General features: G+C 63.5%; 23 protein-coding genes. 13 read left to right on the plus strand and 10 right to left on the minus strand.

From position 1 onward, the window contains the following. Positions 1 to 1,055 (minus strand): phosphomannomutase/phosphoglucomutase (locus tag V6M61_RS04190; RefSeq protein WP_332775310.1); only part of this gene is annotated, 1,055 nt, incomplete at its 3' end. 570 nt (positions 1,056 to 1,625) lie between these two features. On the opposite strand from V6M61_RS04190, the gene V6M61_RS04195 reads away from it, so the two are divergent. The 9 genes from V6M61_RS04195 (at position 1,626) to V6M61_RS04235 (ending at position 9,700) form a co-directional block, all read left to right on the plus strand. Next, positions 1,626 to 1,988: an HPF/RaiA family ribosome-associated protein gene (locus V6M61_RS04195; RefSeq protein WP_332775311.1), complete on the plus strand. Its 363-nt coding sequence runs from the start codon at positions 1,626 to 1,628 to the stop codon at positions 1,986 to 1,988. Positions 1,989 to 2,222: 234 nt separating this feature from the next. Further along, positions 2,223 to 2,954 carry a hypothetical protein gene (locus tag V6M61_RS04200; protein WP_332775312.1) on the plus strand — a complete coding sequence of 244 codons (732 nt, stop codon included), beginning with the start codon at positions 2,223 to 2,225 and terminating at the stop codon, positions 2,952 to 2,954. Between the two features lie 239 nt (positions 2,955 to 3,193). Continuing rightward, positions 3,194 to 3,997: a response regulator transcription factor gene (locus tag V6M61_RS04205; protein WP_332775313.1), complete on the plus strand. Its 804-nt coding sequence runs from the start codon at positions 3,194 to 3,196 to the stop codon at positions 3,995 to 3,997. Positions 3,998 to 4,021: 24 nt separating this feature from the next. Next, positions 4,022 to 4,378, plus strand: a complete 357-nt coding sequence (locus tag V6M61_RS04210; RefSeq protein ID WP_332775314.1) for an Hpt domain-containing protein — start codon at positions 4,022 to 4,024, stop codon at positions 4,376 to 4,378. After that, positions 4,375 to 7,062, plus strand: a complete 2,688-nt coding sequence (locus V6M61_RS04215) for a PAS domain S-box protein (protein ID WP_332775315.1) — start codon at positions 4,375 to 4,377, stop codon at positions 7,060 to 7,062. Before V6M61_RS04210 ends, V6M61_RS04215 begins: the two co-directional genes overlap by 4 nt. A gap of 8 nt (positions 7,063 to 7,070) precedes the next feature. Beyond that, on the plus strand, positions 7,071 to 7,457 hold the full coding sequence (locus V6M61_RS04220) for a response regulator (protein ID WP_332775316.1): 387 nt from the start codon (positions 7,071 to 7,073) through the stop codon (positions 7,455 to 7,457). 322 nt (positions 7,458 to 7,779) lie between these two features. Continuing rightward, positions 7,780 to 8,016 carry a hypothetical protein gene (locus V6M61_RS04225; protein ID WP_332775317.1) on the plus strand — a complete coding sequence of 79 codons (237 nt, stop codon included), beginning with the start codon at positions 7,780 to 7,782 and terminating at the stop codon, positions 8,014 to 8,016. 223 nt (positions 8,017 to 8,239) lie between these two features. Further along, positions 8,240 to 8,695, plus strand: a complete 456-nt coding sequence (locus V6M61_RS04230; protein ID WP_332775318.1) for a DUF4864 domain-containing protein — start codon at positions 8,240 to 8,242, stop codon at positions 8,693 to 8,695. A gap of 276 nt (positions 8,696 to 8,971) precedes the next feature. Further along, a complete protein-coding gene (locus tag V6M61_RS04235; RefSeq protein WP_332775319.1) occupies positions 8,972 to 9,700 on the plus strand; it encodes a hypothetical protein in 729 nt (242 codons plus the stop codon). 193 nt (positions 9,701 to 9,893) lie between these two features. Here the strand turns inward: V6M61_RS04235 and V6M61_RS04240 are convergent, their stop codons facing one another. Beyond that, positions 9,894 to 10,403 (minus strand): DUF1993 domain-containing protein, encoded by a 510-nt coding sequence (locus V6M61_RS04240; RefSeq protein WP_332775320.1) that lies wholly within the window; start codon positions 10,401 to 10,403, stop codon positions 9,894 to 9,896. A 215-nt stretch (positions 10,404 to 10,618) separates the two neighbouring features. Between V6M61_RS04240 and argE the strand changes: the two genes are divergently transcribed. Together argE and V6M61_RS04250 are read left to right on the plus strand one after the other, a co-directional pair. Then, the gene (gene argE, locus V6M61_RS04245; RefSeq protein WP_332775321.1) at positions 10,619 to 11,839 is read left to right on the plus strand and encodes an acetylornithine deacetylase; all 1,221 of its coding nucleotides are present in this window, start codon (positions 10,619 to 10,621) and stop codon (positions 11,837 to 11,839) included. Between the two features lie 34 nt (positions 11,840 to 11,873). Next, complete coding sequence (locus V6M61_RS04250) at positions 11,874 to 12,833, plus strand: tripartite tricarboxylate transporter substrate binding protein (RefSeq protein ID WP_332775322.1); 960 nt, start codon at positions 11,874 to 11,876, stop codon at positions 12,831 to 12,833. Between the two features lie 137 nt (positions 12,834 to 12,970). Here V6M61_RS04250 and V6M61_RS04255 read toward each other — a convergent pair whose 3' ends face one another. Genes V6M61_RS04255 through bufA1 form a run of 4 tightly spaced genes read right to left on the minus strand, consistent with a single transcriptional unit; the run spans position 12,971 to position 15,435 of the window. After that, on the minus strand, positions 12,971 to 13,435 hold the full coding sequence (locus V6M61_RS04255; protein ID WP_332775323.1) for a DoxX family protein: 465 nt from the start codon (positions 13,433 to 13,435) through the stop codon (positions 12,971 to 12,973). 17 nt (positions 13,436 to 13,452) lie between these two features. Beyond that, on the minus strand, positions 13,453 to 14,247 hold the full coding sequence (locus tag V6M61_RS04260) for an HvfC/BufC N-terminal domain-containing protein (protein ID WP_332775324.1): 795 nt from the start codon (positions 14,245 to 14,247) through the stop codon (positions 13,453 to 13,455). Then, entirely contained in the window at positions 14,219 to 15,109 is an 891-nt protein-coding gene (bufB, locus tag V6M61_RS04265) for an MNIO family bufferin maturase (RefSeq protein WP_332775325.1), read from the minus strand. The genes V6M61_RS04260 and bufB overlap by 29 nt, the downstream gene beginning before the upstream one ends. Before the next feature lie 14 nt (positions 15,110 to 15,123). Next, positions 15,124 to 15,435 (minus strand): DUF2282 domain-containing protein, encoded by a 312-nt coding sequence (gene bufA1, locus V6M61_RS04270; RefSeq protein ID WP_332775326.1) that lies wholly within the window; start codon positions 15,433 to 15,435, stop codon positions 15,124 to 15,126. A 279-nt stretch (positions 15,436 to 15,714) separates the two neighbouring features. Between bufA1 and V6M61_RS04275 the strand changes: the two genes are divergently transcribed. Both V6M61_RS04275 and V6M61_RS04280 read left to right on the plus strand, forming a co-directional pair. After that, the gene (locus V6M61_RS04275; RefSeq protein ID WP_332775327.1) at positions 15,715 to 16,242 is read left to right on the plus strand and encodes a sigma-70 family RNA polymerase sigma factor; all 528 of its coding nucleotides are present in this window, start codon (positions 15,715 to 15,717) and stop codon (positions 16,240 to 16,242) included. Further along, complete coding sequence (locus V6M61_RS04280; protein WP_332775328.1) at positions 16,239 to 16,889, plus strand: DUF1109 domain-containing protein; 651 nt, start codon at positions 16,239 to 16,241, stop codon at positions 16,887 to 16,889. The genes V6M61_RS04275 and V6M61_RS04280 overlap by 4 nt, the downstream gene beginning before the upstream one ends. A gap of 9 nt (positions 16,890 to 16,898) precedes the next feature. Here the strand turns inward: V6M61_RS04280 and V6M61_RS04285 are convergent, their stop codons facing one another. From V6M61_RS04285 to V6M61_RS04300, 4 genes are read right to left on the minus strand one after another with little or no spacing between them, the layout of a single operon-like run. Beyond that, positions 16,899 to 17,945, minus strand: coding sequence for a tRNA-dihydrouridine synthase (locus V6M61_RS04285; RefSeq protein WP_332775329.1), 1,047 nt, complete (start codon positions 17,943 to 17,945; stop codon positions 16,899 to 16,901). Beyond that, positions 17,942 to 19,255 carry a class I SAM-dependent methyltransferase gene (locus V6M61_RS04290; RefSeq protein ID WP_332775330.1) on the minus strand — a complete coding sequence of 438 codons (1,314 nt, stop codon included), beginning with the start codon at positions 19,253 to 19,255 and terminating at the stop codon, positions 17,942 to 17,944. The genes V6M61_RS04285 and V6M61_RS04290 overlap by 4 nt, the downstream gene beginning before the upstream one ends. Positions 19,256 to 19,294: 39 nt before the next feature. Continuing rightward, a complete protein-coding gene (locus V6M61_RS04295; protein ID WP_332775331.1) occupies positions 19,295 to 21,841 on the minus strand; it encodes an AsmA family protein in 2,547 nt (848 codons plus the stop codon). Between the two features lie 12 nt (positions 21,842 to 21,853). Beyond that, complete coding sequence (locus V6M61_RS04300) at positions 21,854 to 22,831, minus strand: DUF808 domain-containing protein (RefSeq protein ID WP_332775332.1); 978 nt, start codon at positions 22,829 to 22,831, stop codon at positions 21,854 to 21,856. Positions 22,832 to 23,031: the final 200 nt, after the last annotated feature.

Raw genomic sequence — 23,031 nt, forward strand, 5'->3', positions numbered from 1 at the left:
GGCACGCGGCTCAGGATTTCGAGCAGGCGTGCACCGGCGTAGGTGCCGTCGTCAAAACCAAACCAGCGCTCCTTGAAGAAGATGTGGCCGCTCATCTCGCCGCCCAGCGGTGAGTTGACTTCCTTCATCTTGGCCTTGATCAGCGAGTGGCCGGTCTTGTACATCAGCGGCACGCCGCCAGCCGCCTCGATCTCGGGCGCCAGGCGCTGCGAGCACTTCACGTCGAACAAAATCGTGCCGCCCGGCACGCGCGACAGCACGTCGCGCGCAAACAGCATCATCTGCCGGTCGGGGTAGATGTTCTGGCCGTCCTTGGTCACAATGCCCAGCCGGTCACCGTCGCCGTCAAAGGCCAGGCCCAGTTCGGCGTTGCCACTTTGCAGCGCCTTGATCAAGTCCTGCAGGTTCTCGGGTTTGCTCGGGTCGGGGTGGTGGTTGGGGAAGTTGCCATCGACTTCGCTGAACAGCTCGATCACTTCGCATCCCAGGGCGCGAAAAATGGCGGGGGCCGAGGCACCGGCAATGCCATTGCCCGAATCGATGACGATCTTCAGCGGGCGCTCCAGCTTGATGTCGGAAACAATGCGGTCGCGGTAATCCTTTTCAACATCCACGCGGCTGATGGTGCCGCCCTGCGCCGGCTTCGCCCAGCCTTCCGACTCGATCAGGCGGCGCAGGACCTGGATGTCCTCGCCATAAATCGCCCGGCCGGCCATCACCATCTTGAAGCCGTTGTAGTCCTTGGGGTTGTGGCTGCCGGTGACCTGGATGCCCGAGGTGGCCAGGGTGTTGGCCGCGAAGTACAGCATGGGCGTGGTGACCATGCCGACATCGATCACATTGACACCGGATGCCGCCAGGCCGCGCATGAGCGCTGCGCTGAGCGAGGGCCCGCTGAGCCGGCCGTCGCGGCCCACGGCCACGGTTTTCTCCCCTTCCGCCAGCGCCACCGTGCCAAAGGCTTTCCCAAGGGCCTCGGCCATCTCATCGTTGATGGTGGACGGCACGACGCCGCGAATGTCATAGGCCTTGAAAATGGATGCGCTGACTTGCATGGGCGGGGGTTCACTGAAAGTTGAAGTAAGTCGATTGTAGGGGGGTGCCCTCCTTCAGGACGGGCCCCGGCGGGCCTCAGAACCTGTTTACGATCTAAACGGGGCCGCGTTGGGGTGCAATCGGAATGAGTGGGGCGCCCGGGTTCGCCGCATGGGCTAATGCCCATGCAAGGGACCGGGTGGCTCAATCGCCCGATTTCACCCCAACCCGAAGGGCAAGCGCCTTCTCGGGCGGTCTGCGGCGTTGCGGCGCTTGCCCATAGCCAGGCTATGGGCGGCGCACCGCGCCTTGCATCCCATCCCGACAAGGTGCTTGCGCGGCCCCGTTCAGATCGTAAACAGGTTCTAAGGGCCCGCCGGCCCATGAAAACACCGCTGGTCAAGCAGCCTTAATCGCAACACGACCGTATCCGACTTCCCGCATCAAGGGTTGAAAGCAGGCCGCGCGCACGCCTGCATTTAATCAGGGAAAATGAAGCTTCGTACCGCCAAGACGATGACTGTCCGACGCGTTGACCAGTGCCCTGCGGCACGGCCCGCGGCCACCCAACCCGCAACAAGGACACCCGTATGCAAGTTCAAGTCAACACCAGCAACGGCATTGAGAACAAGGACGCACTGGAGCGCTGGGCCAGCGCCGAATTGAAAGAAACCCTGAGCCGCTTCAAGGACGATGTGACCCGGATCGAAGTGCATCTGAGCGACGAAAACAGCGAGAAATCCGGTGGCAACAAGCGCTGCATGATGGAAGCGCGCCTGGCGCATCACCAGCCGATTGCGGTCAATCACCACGCGCCCAGCATGGACGAGGCCTTCCGGGTCGCCACCAGCAAGCTGAAGCGGGCGCTGGAAAACACGCTGGGGCGGCTCAGAGACCGCCGGGACCACGCGTCCATCCGCAAAGATGGCGTCGTCGACGTAGAGCCGGCTTAAATCAGCTGCCACCCATCGCGCCTGCACATCAAGCGGGTGTCGGTCTGCGGCCGTCGTTGCGCCCGGCCCACAGCCCTGTGACATACCGCCTGCGCTGACGGCTCAGGGCGTGTTACCAATATCGCCCAAGTGTATTGATTTGAAACAAGGCGCTTGTCTGACACAGCACACCCGCAAGCGCTGCCTAGAATGATTCGGCAGGCATTTACCTGGATCAAAGACGAGGTTAGTTTCATGTTGCTCAAAAAGACAATCGTTGCGCTGGCAGTGGCCAGTGCCTTCATGCTCGTTGGCACCCCTGTTTTTGCGCAGACGTCAACCAACACGCAGGAAGCCAGGCTGGCTTCGAACTACAGCACGTTTGCGGGCTCGCAAACAAACTCTGACGCCCTGGTGAGCGGGCTTCGCACGGATTCTTCCATCACGCTGACGGCCGACCCCGCAGGCCCCAACGCCGGCGCACCCTCGGCCACCTTTACCCCGGCCACCGGCAAGCTCGGCTACGGCAATGTCAACATCGCGCTGGCGCTGGCCAAGGCTGACCTGGCCAAGGTCGGCATTACCCAGCCCACCCCGGCACAGCTGGCGGCAGCGCTCAACGGCGGCAAGATCACGACCGCCACAGGTGAAGTCACCATGGCCGGCGTGCTGGCACAGCGCAGCGCCGGCATGGGCTGGGGCAAGATTGCCCAGTCCATGGGCGTGAAACTCGGCGCTATCGTCAGCGCCTCCAAAACCAGCCATGCCAAAGCCGGCCTGAAGTCTGAGCGGACGGCCAAGGCAAGCAAGACTGAGCGCACAGCCGGCTCTTCCGGTAAAGGAAGCGGCTCCGGCAAGGGAGGCTCAAATGCTGGCGGCGCCGGTGGTGGCCACGGCGGTGGCGGCGGTGGTAACAACGGCGGCGGCAGCGGTGGTGGTGGCGGCGGCGGTGGCGGTGGTGGTGGTGGCGGCGGGAACGGCAAGTAAACCCTTCACCGGCTACCCAGCCCTCCAAAAACCCAGCCCCGTCCGGCTGGGTTTTGTTTTTCAAGCACCGGGCGCTGATACCTGTTCAAGCCGCTAACCCAGACTCGTTGCCCTGGAAACAGCGCGCCTTTCCCCCGTCTTTTCTTGGCTTGGCGGTCCTGGCGAAGTCACTAGAATTTTGAGAAGACAAGCCAATGGCCAGGAGCCTGCCGGCAAGCATGAACAAGGGCTGACGCACCGTGCACGACAAAGAGGTTTATTCGCTGACGCCCCTGGGCGAATACCAGTTGCGCGGTTGCATGACCACGGCCTCGCCCGCAGCAGTTGAATTGCTGGTCCGGGTGGATGGCATCCTCAGCATCGGCCAGATCAAGGCGGGCATGAAGCCTTTTGCGCCCGATCACTTCGATGCCGCCTTCTCGCGGCTGGTCGACAAGGGGCTGCTGCATATCCGGATAGACGATCCGTTTGCCGACCAGTTCACGATCAAGCCCACGAAGAAAGCGCTGACGCGGGCCACGGCCCAAGCCGATGCCGGCGCCGCCTCGCTGCAAAAAGCCGGCTACTTCGTGCGCATTGCGCGCAAGCGGCCGCTGCGCGTGCTGGCAGAAGGTGAGGAGCTGTCCGCCCTCATCGTGGAAGATGAGCCCTACCTGGCCAAGTTTCTGCAGCACTACCTGACCTTTGAGGGCTTCGATGTGCGTATCGCCGGCGCGCGGGCCGAGATCGTCGCCGAATTGCGCAAACTCCCGGTCCCCGATCTGGTCCTGCTGGACGTGATGCTGCCCGACGCCGACGGCTTCGACATTCTGCTCAGGATGCGCCAGCACCCGGCGCTCAAGAACGTGCCGGTGATCATGCTGACCGGCAAGGCCACGCGCGAAGCGGTCATCAAAGGCCTGGCCGGGGGTGCAGACGGCTATGTCACCAAGCCCTTCGAGGCCGACGCCTTGCTCAAAGCCGTGCGCACCGTGGCTGGCCTGCCCGATGACCCGCCGGCCATCCCTCCGAGCACCGACCCCTGGCCGGAAAAAGCCAGATAAGCGACTGGCACTGCAACCCCCGTCATGAGCCGGTCCAGGCTTGAGCTTTTGCAATTCATGGAGGCCCAGCGCGCCGATTACCGGCGCACGCTGCCCGAAAAAATGACCCAGATAGAAGCGCTGTGGCACGACGCCCAGCAGGCCGGCGAGGCCCCCGACAAACTCGGCGCCCTGGAGCGCCTGGCCCACAGTCTGCATGGCACGGCCGGAACTTACGGCTTTCGCGATTTGAGCCATGCCGGCCATGCGCTGGAGTTGGCCGTTCGGGCCCTGATGGATGCCGGTGCAGCGCCCACGGGCGCGCAGCAACTGCAAATCACGCAAGCGATCAACGCGGTCAGGCTCAGCCTGCCTTCCCAATCACCCCTCACGCTGCCATGACATTCACCTTCCGCACCAAGATCAACCTGGCGCTGGGCGCGGGACTGGCGCTCCTGCTGCTGATTGGCGTGGGCTCTTACATGACCATCAACGCATTGCTGGACGATGCCCACACCGAGAGCGGCTCGCAGGAGGCTGTGCTGCAGCTGGAACGGATGGTTTCCCAACTGAAACTCGCCGAGTTGGCTGGCAGCGACTCGAATCGCCAGCTTCGTGAAAATATCGACAACCTGGTCGAGAGCATTAAGGCCGGTGAATCACTCGCCTTGCAGCGTTCACGCGACAAAACCGAGCGCAGCGCGCAAGTCATCAAACTGCTGATCCTGGCGGGCGGCCTGCTCTCGCTGGGGCTGCTGGTCTGGGCGATCTTCGTGATCAACTTCTACGAAGCGAAGCGCCGGCGGGTAGAAGCCCAGCTGTCCGACAGTGTGGCCATGAGCCGTGCAGTGACCGAAAGCATGGCCGAGGGGGTGATCACGGCCACCGCGGATGGCCTCATCTCGAACGTCAACGCGGCCGGCCTGGAACTGTTTGGCTACCAGCTGCCGGAACTGCTGGGGCATCCGGTGACGCAACTGGTGCCGACCCGTAACCGCGGCCCGCTTCAAATGCTGTTCATTTCCCTGCTCTCCCGGCCGGAAGGGCTCAAGGAATCCGGCCGCGAAATGCCCGGCCTGCGCAAGAACGGCGACGAGATTGCGCTGCAGCTGTCGTTCGGTGACGTGACGGTGGACGGCAGGCGACTGTTCACGACCATTGTGCGCGACATCACGGAAACCAAGCGCATCAGCGATGCGCTGCACACCAGCGAATCCCAGCTGCGGCAGATGAGCGACACCGTGCCGGCGCTGTTAGCCTACGTGGACGCGGAGCAGCGCCTCCAGTTTCACAACAAGGCCTACGAGGAAAGCTTTGGCCTGACCCACAATCAACTCCATGGAAAACCCCTGCGCCAGGTACTGGGCGACGACGCTTATGAGAAGGTACGCGACAAGATTGAAGATGCGCTCTCGGGTTACTCGGTTCGCTACGAAGGGTCCAGGATGAACGCCCAGGGCGACCTGCGGGACTACGACTTCAAGTACCTCCCGCGCTACGGCGAGGGTAAGCAGGAAGGCCAGGTGATCGGCTTTTATGCGCTGGGCAACGACATCACCGAGTTAAAGCGCATTGACCGCATGAAGAGCGAGTTTGTCTCGACCGTGAGTCACGAGCTGCGCACGCCGCTCACCTCGATCCGTGGCTCCCTGGGTCTGATCTCCGGCGGTGTGGCCGGCGCGCTGCCCGACAAGGCCAAAAAACTGGTGGACATTGCCAAGGACAACTGCGAACGCCTGATCCGCCTGATCAACGCCATCCTGGACAGCGAAAAAATCGAGTCCGGAAAAATGCGCTTTGAGCTGCAGGTGACCGCGCTCAAACCCCTGCTGGAACAGGCGCTGGCGGCCAACGAAGGCTTCGCCGCGCAGCACCAGGTCACGCTGGCGCTGGATGCCCCCGACGACACCCTGCGCGCCAATATCGACAGTGACTGCCTCACGCAGGTCATCACCAACCTGCTGTCCAATGCCGTGAAGTTCTCGCCGCCGCAGACGCCGGTTCAGGTCAGGCTGCTGCGGGCCGGCGAACGGGTGCGCGTCGAGGTGATCGACCATGGTTCGGGCATCCCGGAGGAGTTTCGCAAGCGCATCTTCCAGAAGTTCTCGCAGGCCGACTCGTCGGATACGCGGCAAAGTGGGGGCACCGGCCTGGGTTTGAGCATTTCGCGAGCCATCGTTGAGCGCATGGGCGGCGGCATGGGCTTCAATTCCGAGACAGGCATTGGAACGACCTTCTTTTTTGAACTGCCCGAATGGCAAACCATCCAAGCTGCCGTTGCAGACGCAGACGCAGACACAGACCCCGTCGCGCCAGGCTACACGGCGCCCAGGCCGCGCATCCTGGTGTGCGAGGACGACCCCGACGTCGCGCGACTGATCGGCACGATGATCGACAAGGGCGGCTTTGACGTCGACATGGTGCACAGTGCGGCGCAGGCACTGGAGCTGCTGGCGATCCAGACCTATGCCGCCATGACGGTGAACCTGAGACTGCCCGGCCAGGACGGCGCCTCGCTGATCCGTGCGCTGCGCGGTGAAAAGCACACGCGTCATCTGCCCGTCGTGGTGGTGTCGGCCATGGCCGAAGAGGGGAGGCTTCAATTTGGCAACCAGCCGCTGATGGTGTCAGGCTGGCTTGAAAAATCAATTGATGAAAATCGGCTGGTCCTCGGCTTGCGTCGCGCGGTTGCAGGCATCGCCGGGAACAAGCCGCGCATTCTGCATGTGGAAGACGACCTGGACATCCAGCGCATCACGACCGCCATTTCGCCAGACGTCGCCACGTTTGAGCTTGCCGCCACGCTGGAAGAAGCCCGTGTGCATCTGCGCTCCCACCTGGTGGAGGCGGTGCTGCTTGACCTTGATCTGGCCCCTGGGCAGGCGTCGGGCTCGGATCTGTTTGCCGACATTGAGCCGCTCGATCCGCCACCGCCGGTGGTGATTTTTTCAGCCATCGATATGAGTGCCGCCGACAGGGAGCACGCCACCGCCATATTGCTAAAGGCGAAAACTTCCGATGATGAACTGCGGGCCACGCGCGGGCGCGCTCCTGCGCACTCCACTTCTTCCCGTCAGACAAGCTGAGCCTCGCCATGCCTGCCCCCCTTAATCGCATTCTTTACGTTGAAGACGAACCCGACATCCGCGCGATTGCCCAGATGGCGCTTGAAGCCGTTGGCGGATTTACTGTCTTGGCCTGTGCCTCGGGCCGTGAAGCACTGGCAGCGGCCCCCAGCGCTGCCGCCGACCTGCTCTTGCTGGACGTGATGATGCCCGGCATGGACGGCCCCAGCACGCTGCAGGCCCTGCGCCAGCTGCCGGCCACCGCCGGCACGCCCGTGATTTTCATGACGGCCAAGGTGCAGGCGGCCGAAGTGGCCCAGTACAGGGCGCTGGGCGCGCTGGACGTGATCGCCAAACCGTTTGATCCGATGGCGCTTTCGGCGCAGATCCGGCAGATTTTCGACCGCCCGCGTTAGGCTAGCCCCCACGCTTGTCGCTTCGCGTACTGCGCTGCCCCCCGAGGGGGCTGTGCTTGCTTGGGGCGGCCCTGCGCTGAAGTCTGTAGCCCCCACGCTTGTCGCTTCGCGTACTGTGCTGCCCCCCGAGGGGGCTGTGCTTGCTTGGGGCGGCCCTGCGCTGCGCACGGGCCTCTATGCTTTTCACTTCGTGTACTTCGCGGACGTGCCGCTGAGAGACTCATCCCGCGCTGGCCATACTCCCGCCTGGGCACTGGTGCAAACCACGGGTTTTTGCTAGCATTTGAGGGTCAGCATTTCCTGACTTGCGACGGAGACTGAAATGAAATTCATCATTGCTGCGCTGGCCCTGGCCGCCTCCTCCCTGGCTTTGGCCCACAACTGCCCCAATGAGATGAAGGCGATAGACGCCAAACTCTCGACCAGCCCCAAGCTCTCGGCGGCCGACCTGACCAAGGTCAAGGCACTGCGTGCAGAGGGCGAAAAGTTCCACAAGGAAGGCAAGCACGACGATTCGATCAAGGCGCTGGGCAGCGCCAAGAAACTGTTGGGGATATAGAGAGAACCCCCACGCTCGTCACACTCACCGTTCGTCCTGAGGTATCGAGGGATTCCCCCCGAGGGGGCTAATTTTCCTTGAGGCGGCCCGGCACTTTTCACACTCACCCCTTCACCGCATCCGAAGGGATGCATGGTGCGTACCGTCAAGATCAGGACCCGTGGCACCTGCAAACGTCATGCGGCCTGTTTGCCACGTGACTCCATTCAACCGGGAGCTTTGTATGCCAACCGTTTCACCTACCCTGTTTTTCCAATGGCGCTGGTGGCTGGCCGTGGCCACTGCCACACTGGCCCTGCATGCCGCTGCGAGCGCCAAGCCGCTCTCGCCCGCTGACGAAAAGAGCATCCATGCCGTGGTGCAAGAGCAGCTGGCGGCCTTTGCGGCGGACGACGCCACCAAGGCTTTTTCTTATGCGGCGCCCAACGTGCGCAGGATGATGCGCAGCGCCGAACGCTTCATGGCCATGGTGCGCAACGGCTACCCGGTGGTGTACCGGCCTGCGTCGGTGGCCTTTCTCAAGCCCGAGAGCCAGGACGCGCAGGTGGTGCAAGGGGTTCAGATGACCGATGCCAGCGGTGACTCCTGGCTGGCCATTTACACCCTGGAACAACAAACCAGCAAAGCCTGGCGCATCACCGGTTGCACACTGGTCACCAACAAGGGACGCTTTGCGTAAGCCAAGATGGCCAGCCTTGCCGCGCTGCCGGTGCATGCCAGGCTGAAGTTAAAAGCCCGTTTGGCGCCTGATTTTTAACGATATATGCCATTTGGCGGCTTGACAGTCAGAGGTTTGAGGTCTAAACCCTGCATTAAGGGAGAAATTGCCTGCTTTTGGTATTAATTGCCTTGATGAGATTGATGTTTCGATTAAAGGTAACAGTACGTTTTGTAGTTGTTAAGGTGCAAATTGCATCCCGACAACTGCACCAAGTGCGGTCGCCAGGAGTCAAAAATGCATTTATCGATCCCACACATGTTTGGCCTGAAGAAAGTGTTCAAACTGGGCTTGGCTGATTCCAAAAGCCAACGCGACGCACCCGAGACCATCGAGGGCGGCTCGGAAAACGACCTGCGGCGCCAACTGATTCAGGTGCTGCTGCACGACTCCATGCGCCGGCACGGCATACCGCCAAGCTGGCTGGACTGCCAGATGCTGCTGGTCTCCAGCCGCAGCCGCGGAGAAGGCATGTATGTGCGGCTGATCATGCGGCACTGGGACCTGCGCCTGCTGACTTACGCGGTGGCCTTCCAGCAATCGCTGATGACCGACATCTTGCGCTTTGAGCCCCACGCCTCGCAGTGGCTGCATGGCATCTCGTGGCAGCTGGAAGTCGGTGACAGCTGCCCCTACACCGAGCTGCCCGACCGCTCGGTGTGGGAAGAGCATCCGACCCCAGCCGACGCCAGTACCGATGTCATGAAAGACCTGGAGCGCATGTTTGCCATTCGCGATGCCGACATGCTGGTGCGCGGTGCAGAAGCCGCCCATCAGCCCAGCACGGCTTACGCAAAAACACAGCCCATGTCCATAGAAGACACCCCCAAGCCCGGCACGGCCTATGCAAAAACACAGCCCATGACCCTGGAGACCGTTCCCCAGCCCAGCACGGCTTACGAGAAAACGCAGCCCATTTCCCTGGAAGCCATCCGCCAAGCCAGCAAGGCCGGCGCGAAAACATAGCCCATGTCCTTGTACGCCTGCAAGCCGATCCGGGCTGCTTGCAGGGGACGAGGCGTCCAGCCGGCGCCTGCTTATTTGCTATAAATTCAATAGCACATAGCGCAATAAATACAAGGGCCGATAGCCGATTTGGCTTATAAATCCGGCTTCAAGCACGCCCTTCCATTCGCTTGCCTGCGCAGCGCTCCAGCGCTCAATACGTGCCGATGTAATCCTTCTTGCCCACTTCCACGCCGTTGTGGCGCAGGATGGCATAGGCCGTGGTGACGTGGAAAAAGAAATGCGGCAAGCCGTAGTTGAGCAGGTAGGACTGGCCGCTGAAGCGTTTTTCCTTGGGCGTGCCGGCTTGCGTGACGATCTCGCGCGTGTCGGCGCCTTCAAACTGGGCCGGGCTCAGGCTGTCGATGAATGCCAGCGTTTTGGCAATGCGCGCCTGCAGGTCGGCAAAGGTCTGCTCGGTGTCTTCAAACGCAGGCACCGGGGCAGCAGCCAGCCGGGCCGACACGCTCTTGGCGAAATCGCTGGCCACCTGCACCTGGCGCAGCAAGGCAAACATGTCGGGGTACAGGCGTGCCTGCAACAGCGCGTTGGGGTCTATCTTTTTGGCGCCGGCATGGGCCTCCGCCTTGGCCAGCACAGCGCTGAGCCCGCCCAGCATTTGCCTGAAAACGGGAATGGAGGTGGTGTAGAGGGAGTTGCTCATGGGTTCTTTCGGTGAGATGACAAAAATCAGGGCACGTGGCAGCATGGGCGCCGCGGGTGCCAGGATCTGGGATTCTCGCCGGGTTCGGCGGCAAGCGCTCTGCGGCATTGCAATGAGCTTGAAAGCTGCCCTCAATGGATCGAGCGAATATGGACGGCCTGTCATACAATTTTGACGGCGCCCCCTCCGACACCCCTCACCCAAAGGCCCCCGACATGAACGCCCCGCTCAACAGTGCAGCCTTGCAGTCCGTCCTGGCCGCCAACCTCACCGCCCTGCCTCTCATTGAAAAATGGGTCTCGTTTGCTTCTGTTTCGCGCGACAGCAATTTGCCCCTCATCGAATGGACCCGCGCCCGCCTGGAAGCACACGGTCTGGAATGCCGCCTGACTTACGACGACAGCGGCAAAAAAGCCAACCTGTGGGCCACCCTGCCCGCCGAGAACGGCGAAACCAAAGTCGGTGGTCTGGTGCTGTCAGGCCACACCGACGTAGTGCCGGTGGATGGCCAGCCCTGGAACACCGACCCGTTTGTTGCGCAAGTGATTGGCGACAAGCTGTATGGCCGTGGCGTGACCGACATGAAAAGCTACGGCGCCACGGCCCTGATGATGGTGCCCGAGCTGCTCAAGCGCAAACTCAAGCGCCCCGTGCACCTGGCTTTCAGCTACGACGAAGAAGTCGGCTGCATCGGCGTGCGCCGCCTGATCGCCGACATGGTCAGTGAGGGCTTCAAGCCGGCGGGCTGCATTGTGGGGGAGCCCACCGGCATGCAGGTGGTGATTGCGCACAAGGGCAAGCACGCTTACAAAACTTCGGTGCGTGGGTTTGAAGCGCACTCTTCGCTGACACCGCTGGGCGTCAATGCCGTCGAGATTGCCTGTGAATTTGTTGCGCATCTCAAGTCCATGCACCGCAAGCTGGCCAAAGAAGGCCCGTTCGACCCGATTTACGACGTCCCGCACACCACCATTCACACCGGCGTGATTGCCGGCGGCACCGCGCTCAACATCATTCCGCGCGACTGCGATGTAACCTGGGAGATTCGCCACCACCACATGAACACGCCGGAAACGCTGTTCAATGAGGCCAAGGCCTTTGCCGACAGTCTGATCCCGGCCATGCAGGCCGTGGCGACGGACACCGGCATCACCCACAAGCTCAATTCGGTGCTGCCCGGTTTTGCCACCGACGCAAACAGCCCGATTGCGCAACTGTGCTTCACCTGCGCAGGCGTGGATGCCAGCACCGGCGCGGGCAAGGTGTCGTTTGGCACGGAAGCTGCATTGTTTCATCAGGCCGGTGTGCCTACCATCGTGTGCGGCCCCGGCCACATCGCGCAGGCGCACCAGCCCAATGAATGGGTCACGCTGGAGCAATTGGCCTGGTGCGAACGCTTCATGCGGCGCCTGGCTGACGAAATTTGCGTGAACTGATACTGATCGCAACCACCACAACCGAAAGAAAAGCATGATGGACCGCAGAGATTTTCTGGCTACCAGCCTGGCCCTGAGCGCAGGCGCCACGCTGGCACAAACCGGTGCACGGCTGACGCGCATTGTGGTTCCCTTTGCGCCCGGCGGCGTGCAGGACATCCTCGCGCGATCCATGTCCACCGAGCTGGGCGCGGCGCTCGGTCAAACCGTGATTGTCGAAAACCGGCCCGGGGCGGGTGGCACGGTGGGCACGGCTTATGTGGCCAAGTCGGCACCCGACAGCGGCACCATGGTGCTGGCGGCCGCCAGCCACAACATCAGCGGCTCGCTCTACACCAAGCTGCCATATTCCCCTCAAAAAGACTTTGCGCCCATGGCCCACATCGGCACGGCCGGCTATGTGCTGATGATTCACCCTGACGTGCCCGCCAAAACCGCAGCCGAGTTCATTCGCTACGCCAAGGCCAACCCCGGCAAGATGAACTACGCCACCGCAGGCGTGGGCAGCGCCACGCATCTCTCGATGGCTTATTTCAACGGGCTGGCAGGGATCGATCTGGTGCACCTGCCGCTCAAGGCCACGGGCGAGGCGATCAACGAAGTGATCTCGGGTCGCGCGCAAGCCGTGATTGCGGCCAGTATTGGTGCGCTGGCGTTTGCCAAGGACAGCCGCATTCGCCTGATCGGCGTCACGTCGCCCAAACGCTCCAGGTACCTGCCCGACGTTCCGACCATTGCTGAAAGCGGTTTGTCGGGCTACCAATTCGACTCCTGGTTTGGCCTGCTCGGCCCGGCAGGCACGCCAGCGGCCGAGATCAGCCGTGTCAATGCTGCGATGGGCAAACTGCTTAAAGACCCCGTGATTCTGGAACGCCTCGACAAGCAAGGCATCGAGCCCCAGGCCATGAGCAACGCCGACTTTGGCCGCTTGCTCGCCACCGACTATGAACGCATGGCCAATGTCGTGAAGGCTTCTGGCGCCAAGGTCGAATGAGTGCCGTGCATTGATGGTCTTCAGAGCCTGGCAGGCCCATTGAGCCTCGGGAAAACGGCGGCGCAAAAAGTTGAGCCACTGCTTGGAGCAAGCGTCCGGCGTTCAGTTTGCGCCTACTTACACGGCGCATCCGCGGGCTATCTCATCCAGCGCCGCCGCAGCAAATGGTCGAGGGAGCAGGCTCCCGCCCCCCGGCATAACAGCACCAGCAGCATCGCAGCCCACTGGATATGCGTGGGCCAAGCCTGGGGGTAGACGAATATCTCAATGACCGATGTCATGCCAAGCAGTACCAGCGCCACGGGCCGGGTCGCCAATCCAAGCATCAGCAGCACCGGCGCGGTCAACTCGATCGAAACTGCCATATAGGCGGCGACTTCCGGGGGCAGAAGCGGGACCTTGTACTCTTCGCGGAACAACTCCATGGCCGTGGCCCAATTCGCCAGCTTGCTCATTGCGGAATTCCAGAATACCGTGGCTACCGCGATCCGTAGCGGGATGGCGAGGAGCGTGTAGGGCACCCGGTCTAGCCACCGCACGAGACGCGCCAACGGATTGGCATACGCCGGTTGCGGCTTGATGGATTGGGGCGAATTTTTCATGTGCGAATCCTCTGGGGTCAAGGTGCCATCTTCGCGTGCGCCAGACTGCAACTCGTGTAGCATCCGCGCGCGAGGTGGGCAGCGAGCAAGGTGTGCGGCTCGGCACAAGATGCCTGCGCCAGCGCCGTACCCAATGGCTGCCCGGAAAACAGCGCTGCGGCAATGCGCCATTCGGGCTCGCTCAAGCGCACCACATCGATACCACTCTCCGTTCGTTGAACCAGTAGCCAGACCGGGCCGTCTGCCAGGGCTATCGCCGCCATGGCGTCATCATCACGCTCCAGCACCGCGTGCCAGATGGCATCGGCCGGGAACTCGCAGCGCAGCAGTTGCGCCGCCGGATGCGGCTCGAAGCGCAGGTTTTCAAGCTCGGCTTCGCCCAAAGTCGCCAGGCGCGCGATCTCCAGCGCTTCGGCATCAGCCGCATGCAGTACGAGGTTGACCTTCCATTCGAGGCGGGCCACGTCCGGCAGATAAGGCACCGACGCCGCCTGCGCAAGTTGCGCCAGAAATTGCGGGAAGTCCGCGCCATATTCATCCAGCCACGCACTGCGTGGCGGGGCCTCAGCGGCAAATAGCCGCGCCGCGCCCTCGAAGAATTCCGGGCCAACCACGTGCTGCACGGCCGGAAAGGCCAGTTGGAGCGCTGTCACGAGCACGCCGACGGACGTGTTGCGGTAAATGCCGAGCCGCTCTACAGGGTCCAATCCTTCGTTGATGACAAAGGCGGACGCGTCCCCGTCCACGCCGCCCTGCAGGCCTTGGCGAATCGCGTGCTGAAGTTCAATCAGCGTTGGCGCATGCGACTTCATTGCAGTGTTCCTCGATGATTGCCTCGGCGATGGCTGCTTCCTCCATCAGGACTTCCAGCGGTGGCACGTTGGTATCCCATTCGATCAGTGTCGGAATCGGCCCGAAGCGCTTAAGTGCCTCGCGATAGAGCGCCCAGACCTGCGGCGCGACGCGCGAGCCGTGGTCGTCGATGCGCAGCGTCCTGCCTTGACCGAACTCGCGGATGCTGTGTCCAGCGAGATGGATTTCTCCGATCGCCGCTGGCGGCAGGGCGGCAAGGTAGGTCAGCGCATCCCAGCCGTGGTTGCTGGCGCTGACGTAGATGTTGTTGACGTCACACAGAATGCCGCAACCCGTGCGTTGCGCGACGTGCGCCAGAAACTCCCACTCCGGAATGGTCGAGTGCCGGAAACGCAGATAAGTCGACGGGTTTTCGATCAGGATGCGCCGCTTCAGGCATGCCTGGACCTGGTCGACATGGTGGCAGACGATGGCCAACGCCTCTTCAGTCAGCGGCAGCGGCAACAGGTCGGCCAGGTACGTGCCGCCGGTGACACTCCACGATAAATGTTCGGAGATCAGGCCGGGTTCGACCCGGTCAACGACATCGCGAATCCGCCCGAGATGGGCGGCGTCGAGTCCATCGGCACTGCCCAGCGACAGACCCACGCCGTGCAGCGAGATCGGATAGTCGCGGCGAATCATGTCCAGATGCCGCGGCACGGTGCCGCCGCCCATGTAGTTTTCGGTATGCACCTCGAACCACGCGACATCGGGACGCGCCTCGGCAACCGGCTGGTGATGCCGAAAGCGCAGCCCGATACCGGCTTTCGCCGGGATTCGGCCCGGCGCATCCTGCGGCATGACCACGGAAACATTCATACGCCGGTGTCCGCTCAACCCGGCGCCAGCTTGCCACCCTGAATCTTGGAACAGTCACCCGCCGGCAGCATCACGAAGGACTTCGTATCGCGCGCCTTCGTGGCCTGGCCGGCACAGGAATGCGCCCCTTCCGCGCAATCGTTCTTGGCTACGACATTGATACCGTAGCATTTCTCCAGCTTGTTTTTTTCCATCCTCGCCATGTTGTCCTTGACGACCTGTGGCATCTCCTTCGTACCCTGCGCCTGTACCGGCAACGCTTGAAATGCGAGCGCGAGACCGACCGCGGCAGACAGCGTCGAAGCTGCCAATAACTGTTTGCTCATTTTGGATTCTCCTAAAGTAAAGTTAGGGGGACGGGTCACAGGATCGCAACCCTGTCAGGAAATTCGTTTGACAGTGACCAAAGGTTACATGGCACGCAAAATTAACTTTTTGCGAAATAGCCACCCTCCAGAGTGCAAAATTCGAGCATGTCCTCCAAAACGCGGCGCCCCGGCCCAACGCTGAGTCTTGTAGCGGATGCTCGGGATCCAGCCGCGCCCGATCACCGCCCCACGGCGCCGGATACTCGCGCCGACGGTAGGCTGGATTGGTCCATCTCCATGGCGCGGGCACAAGCGGGTGACCGCGATGCCTACCGGCGCCTGCTCGAAGCGATCACGCCCTATTTGCGGGCGCTCGCGGCCCGCCACATCGGGAATCGAAGTGACGTCGAGGATGCGGTTCAAGATATTCTTCTGACCATCCACACGGTGCGCCACACATACGACCCGGCTCGCCCGTTCGGCCCCTGGCTGGCGACGATCGCCCACCGGCGCATCATCGACGTGCTGCGGCGACAGGGACGTTCCAGCGCGCATGAAATACCGATTGGGCCAGAACATGAAACCTTGTCGATCTCTGAAGCGAACTTACAGGAGGAGGCGGTAAATGCCCGCATGCTGCGTGACGCGGTGGAGCGCCTTCCAGTTGGGCAACGGGATGCCATACGAATGCTGAAACTTGAAGAACTGTCGTTATTGGAAGCGTCGGCGGCCAACGGAATGTCGGTTGCCTCATTGAAAGTGGCAACACACCGCGCCTTGAAGAAGCTGCGCGAAATGATCAAAAAACCTGGAGACATGACATGACGTCAACCTCCGATGTAATCGATTCCCTGGTTACGGACGTAAAACCGGTGCGGCGCCTGCGGCCACCTGCGGTACGAGCCCTGTGTTGGCTAATGTTTGCGGCGCTGATGTTGGCGTTGGTCGCCGTCGGACATGGCGTGCGGCCGGACCTCCTACTCAAGCTGAGCCAGCCCGTTTTCGCCACCAGCGTTGTGGCAGCCTTGATGACCGGCGTTCTCGCTGCGATGGCGTCGTTTATTGCGAGCGTTCCAGGCCAATCACGACGATGGCTGCTACTGCCGGCGCCCGCGCTGGCCGTGTGGATTTCCACGATTGGCTATGCCTGCCTCACGGACTGGGTCAGCATTGGACCGGACGGAATGTCTCTCGGCGAGACCACGCGCTGTTTTGCGACGCTGGCGGTCACCGGCATCCCGCTGTCGCTGGCGATGCTCATCATGCTTCGATATGCGGCGCGACTCTCTCCGGCGCCGGTTGCGATGATGGGGAGTCTCGCGGTCGCCGCGATGACGGCGGTCGCACTGTCGCTGTTCCATCCGCTCGATGCAACGGTCATGATTCTGATATGGAACGTTGGTATCACAGTCCTGTTTTTGACCTTCAGCGGGCTGTATGGGAAACGCCTGCTTGAGTGGGTTGCACGGTAAAGGCGACCGTCACACTGCCTCAAGTACCGGGGCCGGCGTCAAGAGGGACGCTGGCCGCAGGGTCAAACCTGGCTGCAGGTTCGCAGCCAACTGGGCCTGCACCACTCCCGCCAGCCATTCATCAATCAAGGCTGGGTCGTTGATGGTTTTCAGGGTTTGATACGCGATTTCAGCCTCGGGAAAGCGGCGGCGTAAAAAGTTGAGCCACTGTTTGAGCCGGCCTGCGCGTGAGCGGGTCTCGAGCCGGGTGCAGACGATGTGCCAAAAGTCGGTGAGCAGCGGCACCAGTGCGGGCCAGGTGACGCCAGCCGGTAGCGGATGGACTGCTGCCCCACTCATAGAGGCCTTGATGGCCAGGCCCAGACCGGGGTCCGTCACCGCCCCACGGCCAATCATCAGCATGTCGCAGCCCGATGCTTGGCGACAGCGGCGTGCATCGTCCACCGTCCAGATTTCGCCGTTGGCCACCACCGGAATTTGCACCACCGCACGAATGTCCGCGATGCGCTCCCAATAGGCCGGCGGCCGGTAGGCGTCGGCCTTGGTGCGGGCGTGCACCACCAGCTCATTGGCGCCGCTGCCGGCTATGGCCTGCGCGCATTCGATCGCGCGCGAATCGTCGTTAAAGCCCAGACGCATCTTGGCCGACACTGGCAGATGCGCCGGCACGGCGCGGCGCACGGCAGCGACAATGGCGGCGATGGTCTCGGGCTCGTCCAGCAGGGCGGCTCCTCCGCCGTGGCGATTCACCACCTTGGCCGGGCAACCGAAGTTCAGGTCGATGCCGGCAGGCCCCAGCCCGGCCAGCCGGGCGGCGTTTTCCGCCAGGCACACCGGGTCCGAGCCCAGCAGCTGCGCCCGCACCGGCACCCCCGCCAGCGTGCGCCCGCCCGTGTGCAGCTCGGGCACGATGCGCGTGAACACGCGCTCGGGCAACAACTGGTCTGTGATGCGGATGAACTCGGACACGCAACGGTCAATGCCGCCCACCCGCGTGAGGATGTCGCGCAGCACGAAGTCCAGCAGGCCTTCCATGGGGGCGAGCAGAATCGTCATGGGTTATTGGGGTCAGAGTCCAAATTCACCGTGCCTTCGGCACGCCCGAAGGGTGCGGTGCGGCGCACCGCAGCGAAATTGGCGTCTGACCCCAATAACCCCAGCCGCCAAAGCGACGTGACTTCAGCCGCGCGCGCATCGTGCAGCGGGTCCGCTGCGTCGGAAGCCTTGGAGTGCAGGGGCCGTGCGTCCAGCCGGCCCAGCACCTGCAGGCCCGCCGCTTCAATGGCGGCCAGCAGCGTGGCGCGCGGGCGCAGGCCCAGGTGTTCGGCGATATCCGACAAAATCAGCCAGCCCTCCCCGCCCAGCGCCAGGTGCGCCGCCAGACCGTTCAGAAAACCCAGCAGCATGCGGCTGCCTTCGTCGTACACCGCGTACTCAATCGGCGAGCTGGGCCGGGCCGGCAGCCACGGCGGGTTGCACACGATCAGGGACGCCTGGCCTTCGGGGAACAAGTTCGCCTTGATGACCTCAACCTGCCCAGCCACGCCCAGCCGGGTCAGATTCTCATTGGCGCAGGCCAGCGCGCGCGCGTCCTGGTCTGTGGCCACCACATGCGCAATGCCGCGGCGCGCCAGCACGGCGGACAGCACGCCGGTGCCCGTGCCAATATCAAAGGCCACGAACGGATCTTGCCCGGTGAAAGGCAAGGGCGCCGTAGCGACCAGGCCCACATACTCGCCGCGCACCGGTGAAAACACGCCGTAGTGCGGATGAATGCGGTTATGAGGTGGTTCGCCGAGGGCGGTAATTTCAACGCCTTTTTTGCGCCACTCGTGCGCGCTGATCAGACCCAGCAGCTCGCGCAGGGAGGCCACCGAAGTGCCCGCAGCCTCATCGGCTGGGCCCCAGGCCTCGGCACAGGCCTGCCGGGCATCCGGCGCACGGCGCAGCGCGATGCCGTAATCGGCCTTGAACTGAATCAGCACCATGCCCAGCACTCGCGCCCGTTGCGCTTGCGCCTGGCGGTACAAATGAAAGGCCTCGGCAGGCAATACAGCAGGTTTCACTGAATCCGCCGGCTTCTTGCGAGCGTTCTTTGGCGGCTTGTCGGCCCGCCGCGCCAGGGCCTGCAGCAGGTGCCGCGCATTGTGAAAGTCGCCGCGCCAGAGCATGGCCGTGCCTTCGCAGGCCAGCCGGTAGGCGCTGTCGGCGCTCAGGGTGTCGTCGGCCAGCACCACGCGTTTGGGGGGTAGCGCGCCGCGCTCGGAACGCCAGAGCGCCGAGCAGGCCTCGCCCGCCTCGGTCCAGTGGATCAGGGGATGGGGGCTTGCAGCCAGGCTGGGCGTTGGAGGGATGGGAGAAGCCACGTGGAAACTTTAAAGTGATTGCAAATTTTTTAACCGGTACTAGCGCAGCAAGCCCTTCAACTTGTCCCTGAGTTTGTCCTTGGGCGATTGCGGCTGCGCCGGCGCCCCTGCGGGTGCGGCCGGGGCGGCTTCATCTTTCTTGCCCAGGCCCAGCTTGTCTTTCAGCGCATCACCGACCTTGCCTTTGAGTGCTTCCTTGGCGACCGAGGCGGTCACGGCCGACCACTGCACCTTGTACTCCATCGCCTCGAGCGGACCGCTGAGCTTGACCGGCACCTGTACGCCGCGCAGTGCGGCGAGTTCGGCGGCGTCCTGCCCCTGCGCGGTATCGGTCAGGGTGGCCTTGGCCAGGTAGTCGATGGTGCCGCGGCCGATGTCGATCTGCCCTTCGCCGGCCAGGCGCAGGAAAGGGCTCTTGCCATCGAGGTCCTTGCTGTGCGCCACGCCCTGGGCGATGTCAAAGCTGGCGGAGATTTCGGAGAAGTCGGTTTTCTCCTCCTGCCGGGCTTTGTGCACGTTGTCCTTGCGCAGCGTCAAGGCAGCCTTGGCCTCGCGCAGGGATTTGGCCAGGTTGATGCCCTTGATCGCGCCATCGCGCAGCTGCACATGGGCCTTGCCGTCCAGCCCGGAGCGGATCTGCGCGAGCGTGGCGCCCGCGCTGCGCACGTCGACCACGACGCGGCCGGTGCCGCTCACGTGGTCGCGCCCCGACAAATCCTTCAGCGCCTGCTCGATGCGCACGCCCTCGGCCGCCCCCTTGAGCGCAATGCTCTTGCTGGCGGGCACCACCGCGCCGCTGCCGGACAGTGTGCCCTGCCAGACCTTGGCGGCAAAGGCCGGAATGTCCAGCCGCTTGCCGTCACCGCGCAGGCTGACGCGTGCCGACTCAAACACGATGTTGCGCACCGTCAGCCTGCCGACCGAGGCGTCGATGCTGCCCTTGAAGGCGGTGGCCGGGCTTAGGTCAATCGCGTCCGTCGTTGCCTGCTTGGTTGCTCCTGATTTAATAGCTTCTGGCGCAGGACTGACACCGGCCGGGGCCTTGTTTTTCTCTGAGCTGGCAGCTGCTTGGGCCACTGGCATCAACTGCTGGGTGTTGAAGCGCGCCAGCTCGAATTTGGCATGGATGGTGGGCACGGTGCCCGCCAGTACCGCGTTGCCGCTGGTGGAGTAGGGATCGCCGCCCCACACGCCGCGCAGGTCCCACTGGACGGCCTGGGCAGCGCCGCCGGTGTAGCTGGCCGCGCCGGCCACGCTGAAAGCCTGCAGTTGGCCCGCCGCCTGCGCCTTGACGCTGCCCTGCAACTTGTCCAGCGTCACCCTGGCGCCGGCGGGCTGCACGCCTATATCGGTGGTGATCTCGCCGCTGCCCTTGGCACCGCCATCCAGCGTCAGCTTGAAGCGGGGAATGCGCAACTGCGTGAAGTTGCCGGCAGGTGCGCTGCTGGTGAACTTGCCGGTGACCGGTGTGCTGCCGCCCAGCTCAAAATCGCCCGACAGCGCACTGCCCCCCAGCGACTCGCCTTGAACCTGCAACTGCGGCCAGTTCAGCCGCGCGCGCAGCGGATTGCCGCCCTGCCTGGCCTTGAAATCCAGCGCCAGCGTTTGCAGCTGTAGTTTTTGCGCGCCGGGCTCGTAGTCGAGCTGGGCCACGCTGAGCTCGGCGCCATCGAGCAACAGCCCCGCCACCTGACCCGAGACCGTGGCCTGCAGCTGGTGCGCGGCCATCGCCGAACGCGCGGCGTCCAGCGCCAGCGTGCCCTTGAGGGACAGCTGGGCATTTTTGAGCGACGGCGTGTCACCGCGAAACGTCAGGTCGGCATTGGTCAGCGTGAGGCGCTCCTCGCGCGCCTGTTTTTCCTTTTTGTCTGCGCGGTCTTTGCCGGCGGACGGGTCCAGGTCGATCTGCAGCCGGGTCCGGCCCGTGAGCGTGCCCCTGACGGCGGGGGCCTTGAAGTCCAGCGCCATGTCGAAGCTGACCGGCGATTCGACGCCGCTGGCCAGACGGCCGGTTTCCAGCCGGGCCAGCGTGGCCACGCCGTCCACCCTGGACTGCTCGTCGCGCACGCGCAGCGTCACGTTGTGCAGGCTCACGCCGCGCACGTCAAAGTGCATGGGGGCCGACGCGGGCGCACTGGCCGGCGCTGCGGGCGATGGCGTCGCGGGCGCCTGGGCGCCGGCAGGGCCGGCCAGCAGGTCGTCAATGTTGCGCACGCCCTGGGCGTCGCGCAGGTAGGTCAGCTGCACGCCTTGCGCTTCAACCTTGCCCACCTCGATGCGGCGCGCCAGCAACGGCATGATCTGCAGCGCCAGCCGCGCGCGTTGAATCTGCGCAAACGGCTCGGCCCGGCCCTGGGCGTCGAGCTTTTCGCTCAGGCGCACGTCCGACAGCGTGACCGCGAGCTGCGGAAACACCGACAGCCCGATCGGCCCGTCGATTGCCAGCGTGCGCTGCTTGTGGGCCTTCATCCACTCGATCGCCTGCGGCTTGTAGTGGTTCACATCAAAGGTAGCCAGAAAAATGGCTCCAGCCGCCAACAACAAAGCACCGGCAGCTATCAAAACTATAGCAATTTTCTTCAGCATGGCCTTGACTCCTTAACGCCTGGAGACGGCCCGGACGGACCGGCCGTTTTTGACGCTGCGCATGACGCGCTTGACCAGCAGCACCCCGGCCAGCACCAGCGCGCCGGCCACGATGCCCGTGATGGCGTCGAGCGTGATGGGCGTCAGCGCCTGCAGCAGCGCGCCCACGCCCGGCAGGGAAGCCGCCCGTGCGGCCAGGGCCTCAATGGCGTGGTGCAGCGCCGGGATACCGTGCGTCAAAATGCCGCCGCCCACCAGGAACATGGCCGCCGTGCCGGCCACCGACAGGCTCTTCATGAGCCAGGGGGCCGCGGCCAGGATGCCCCGGCCCAGACCGCGCTGCAGGCGCGGCAAAGCGCCCTCGCCGCTTTGCCGGCTCAGGTACAGCCCGCCGTCGTCCAGCTTGACAATGCCCGCCACCAGGCCGTACACCCCCATCGTCATGAGCAGGGCAATGCCGGCAAGCACGGTGAGCTGCGTGGTGAGCGGGCTGGCCTGCACCGTGCCCAGCGTGATGGCAATGATCTCGGCCGACAAAATGAAATCGGTGCGCACGGCGCCCTTGATCTTGTCTTTTTCCACCGCCACCAGATCCACCGACGGATCGGCCAGTGCCGTGACCAGCTCTTCATGGTGCGCGGCCTGCTCGTGCTTGCTGTGCATGAGCTTGTGCGCCAGTTTTTCAAAGCCCTCGAAGCACAGAAAGGCGCCGCCCACCATCAGCAAGGGCGTGACGGCCCAGGCCATGAAGGCACTGATGGCCAGCGCGGCGGGCACCAAAATGGCCTTGTTGAGCAGGGAGCCTTTGGCCACGGCCCAGACCACCGGCAGCTCGCGGTTGGCCTTGACGCCCGAGACCTGCTGGGCATTGAGGGCGAGGTCGTCGCCGAGCACGCCGGCCGTTTTCTTCGCGGCCACTTTGGTCAGCACCGCCACGTCGTCGAGCACGGTGGCAATGTCATCTATCAGCGCAAGCAGGCTACTGGCCATGGAGAAACCTTGAACCTAGAAACGGCAGTTGGACGCGCCCGAGTGGGCCGTCATGGGGTGGGCTGGCAAGGCGTGCGGTAGCCCCCACGCTTGTCGCTTCGCGTACTGCGCTGCCCCCCGAGGGGGTTGTGCTTGCTCGGGGGCGGCCCTTCGCGGCGCACGACGCTGCGGGCTAATGCCCGCAAGGAGGAGCAACGCCG

This window comes from Polaromonas sp., assembly GCF_036676035.1.
Lineage (GTDB): Bacteria > Pseudomonadota > Gammaproteobacteria > Burkholderiales > Burkholderiaceae_C > Polaromonas.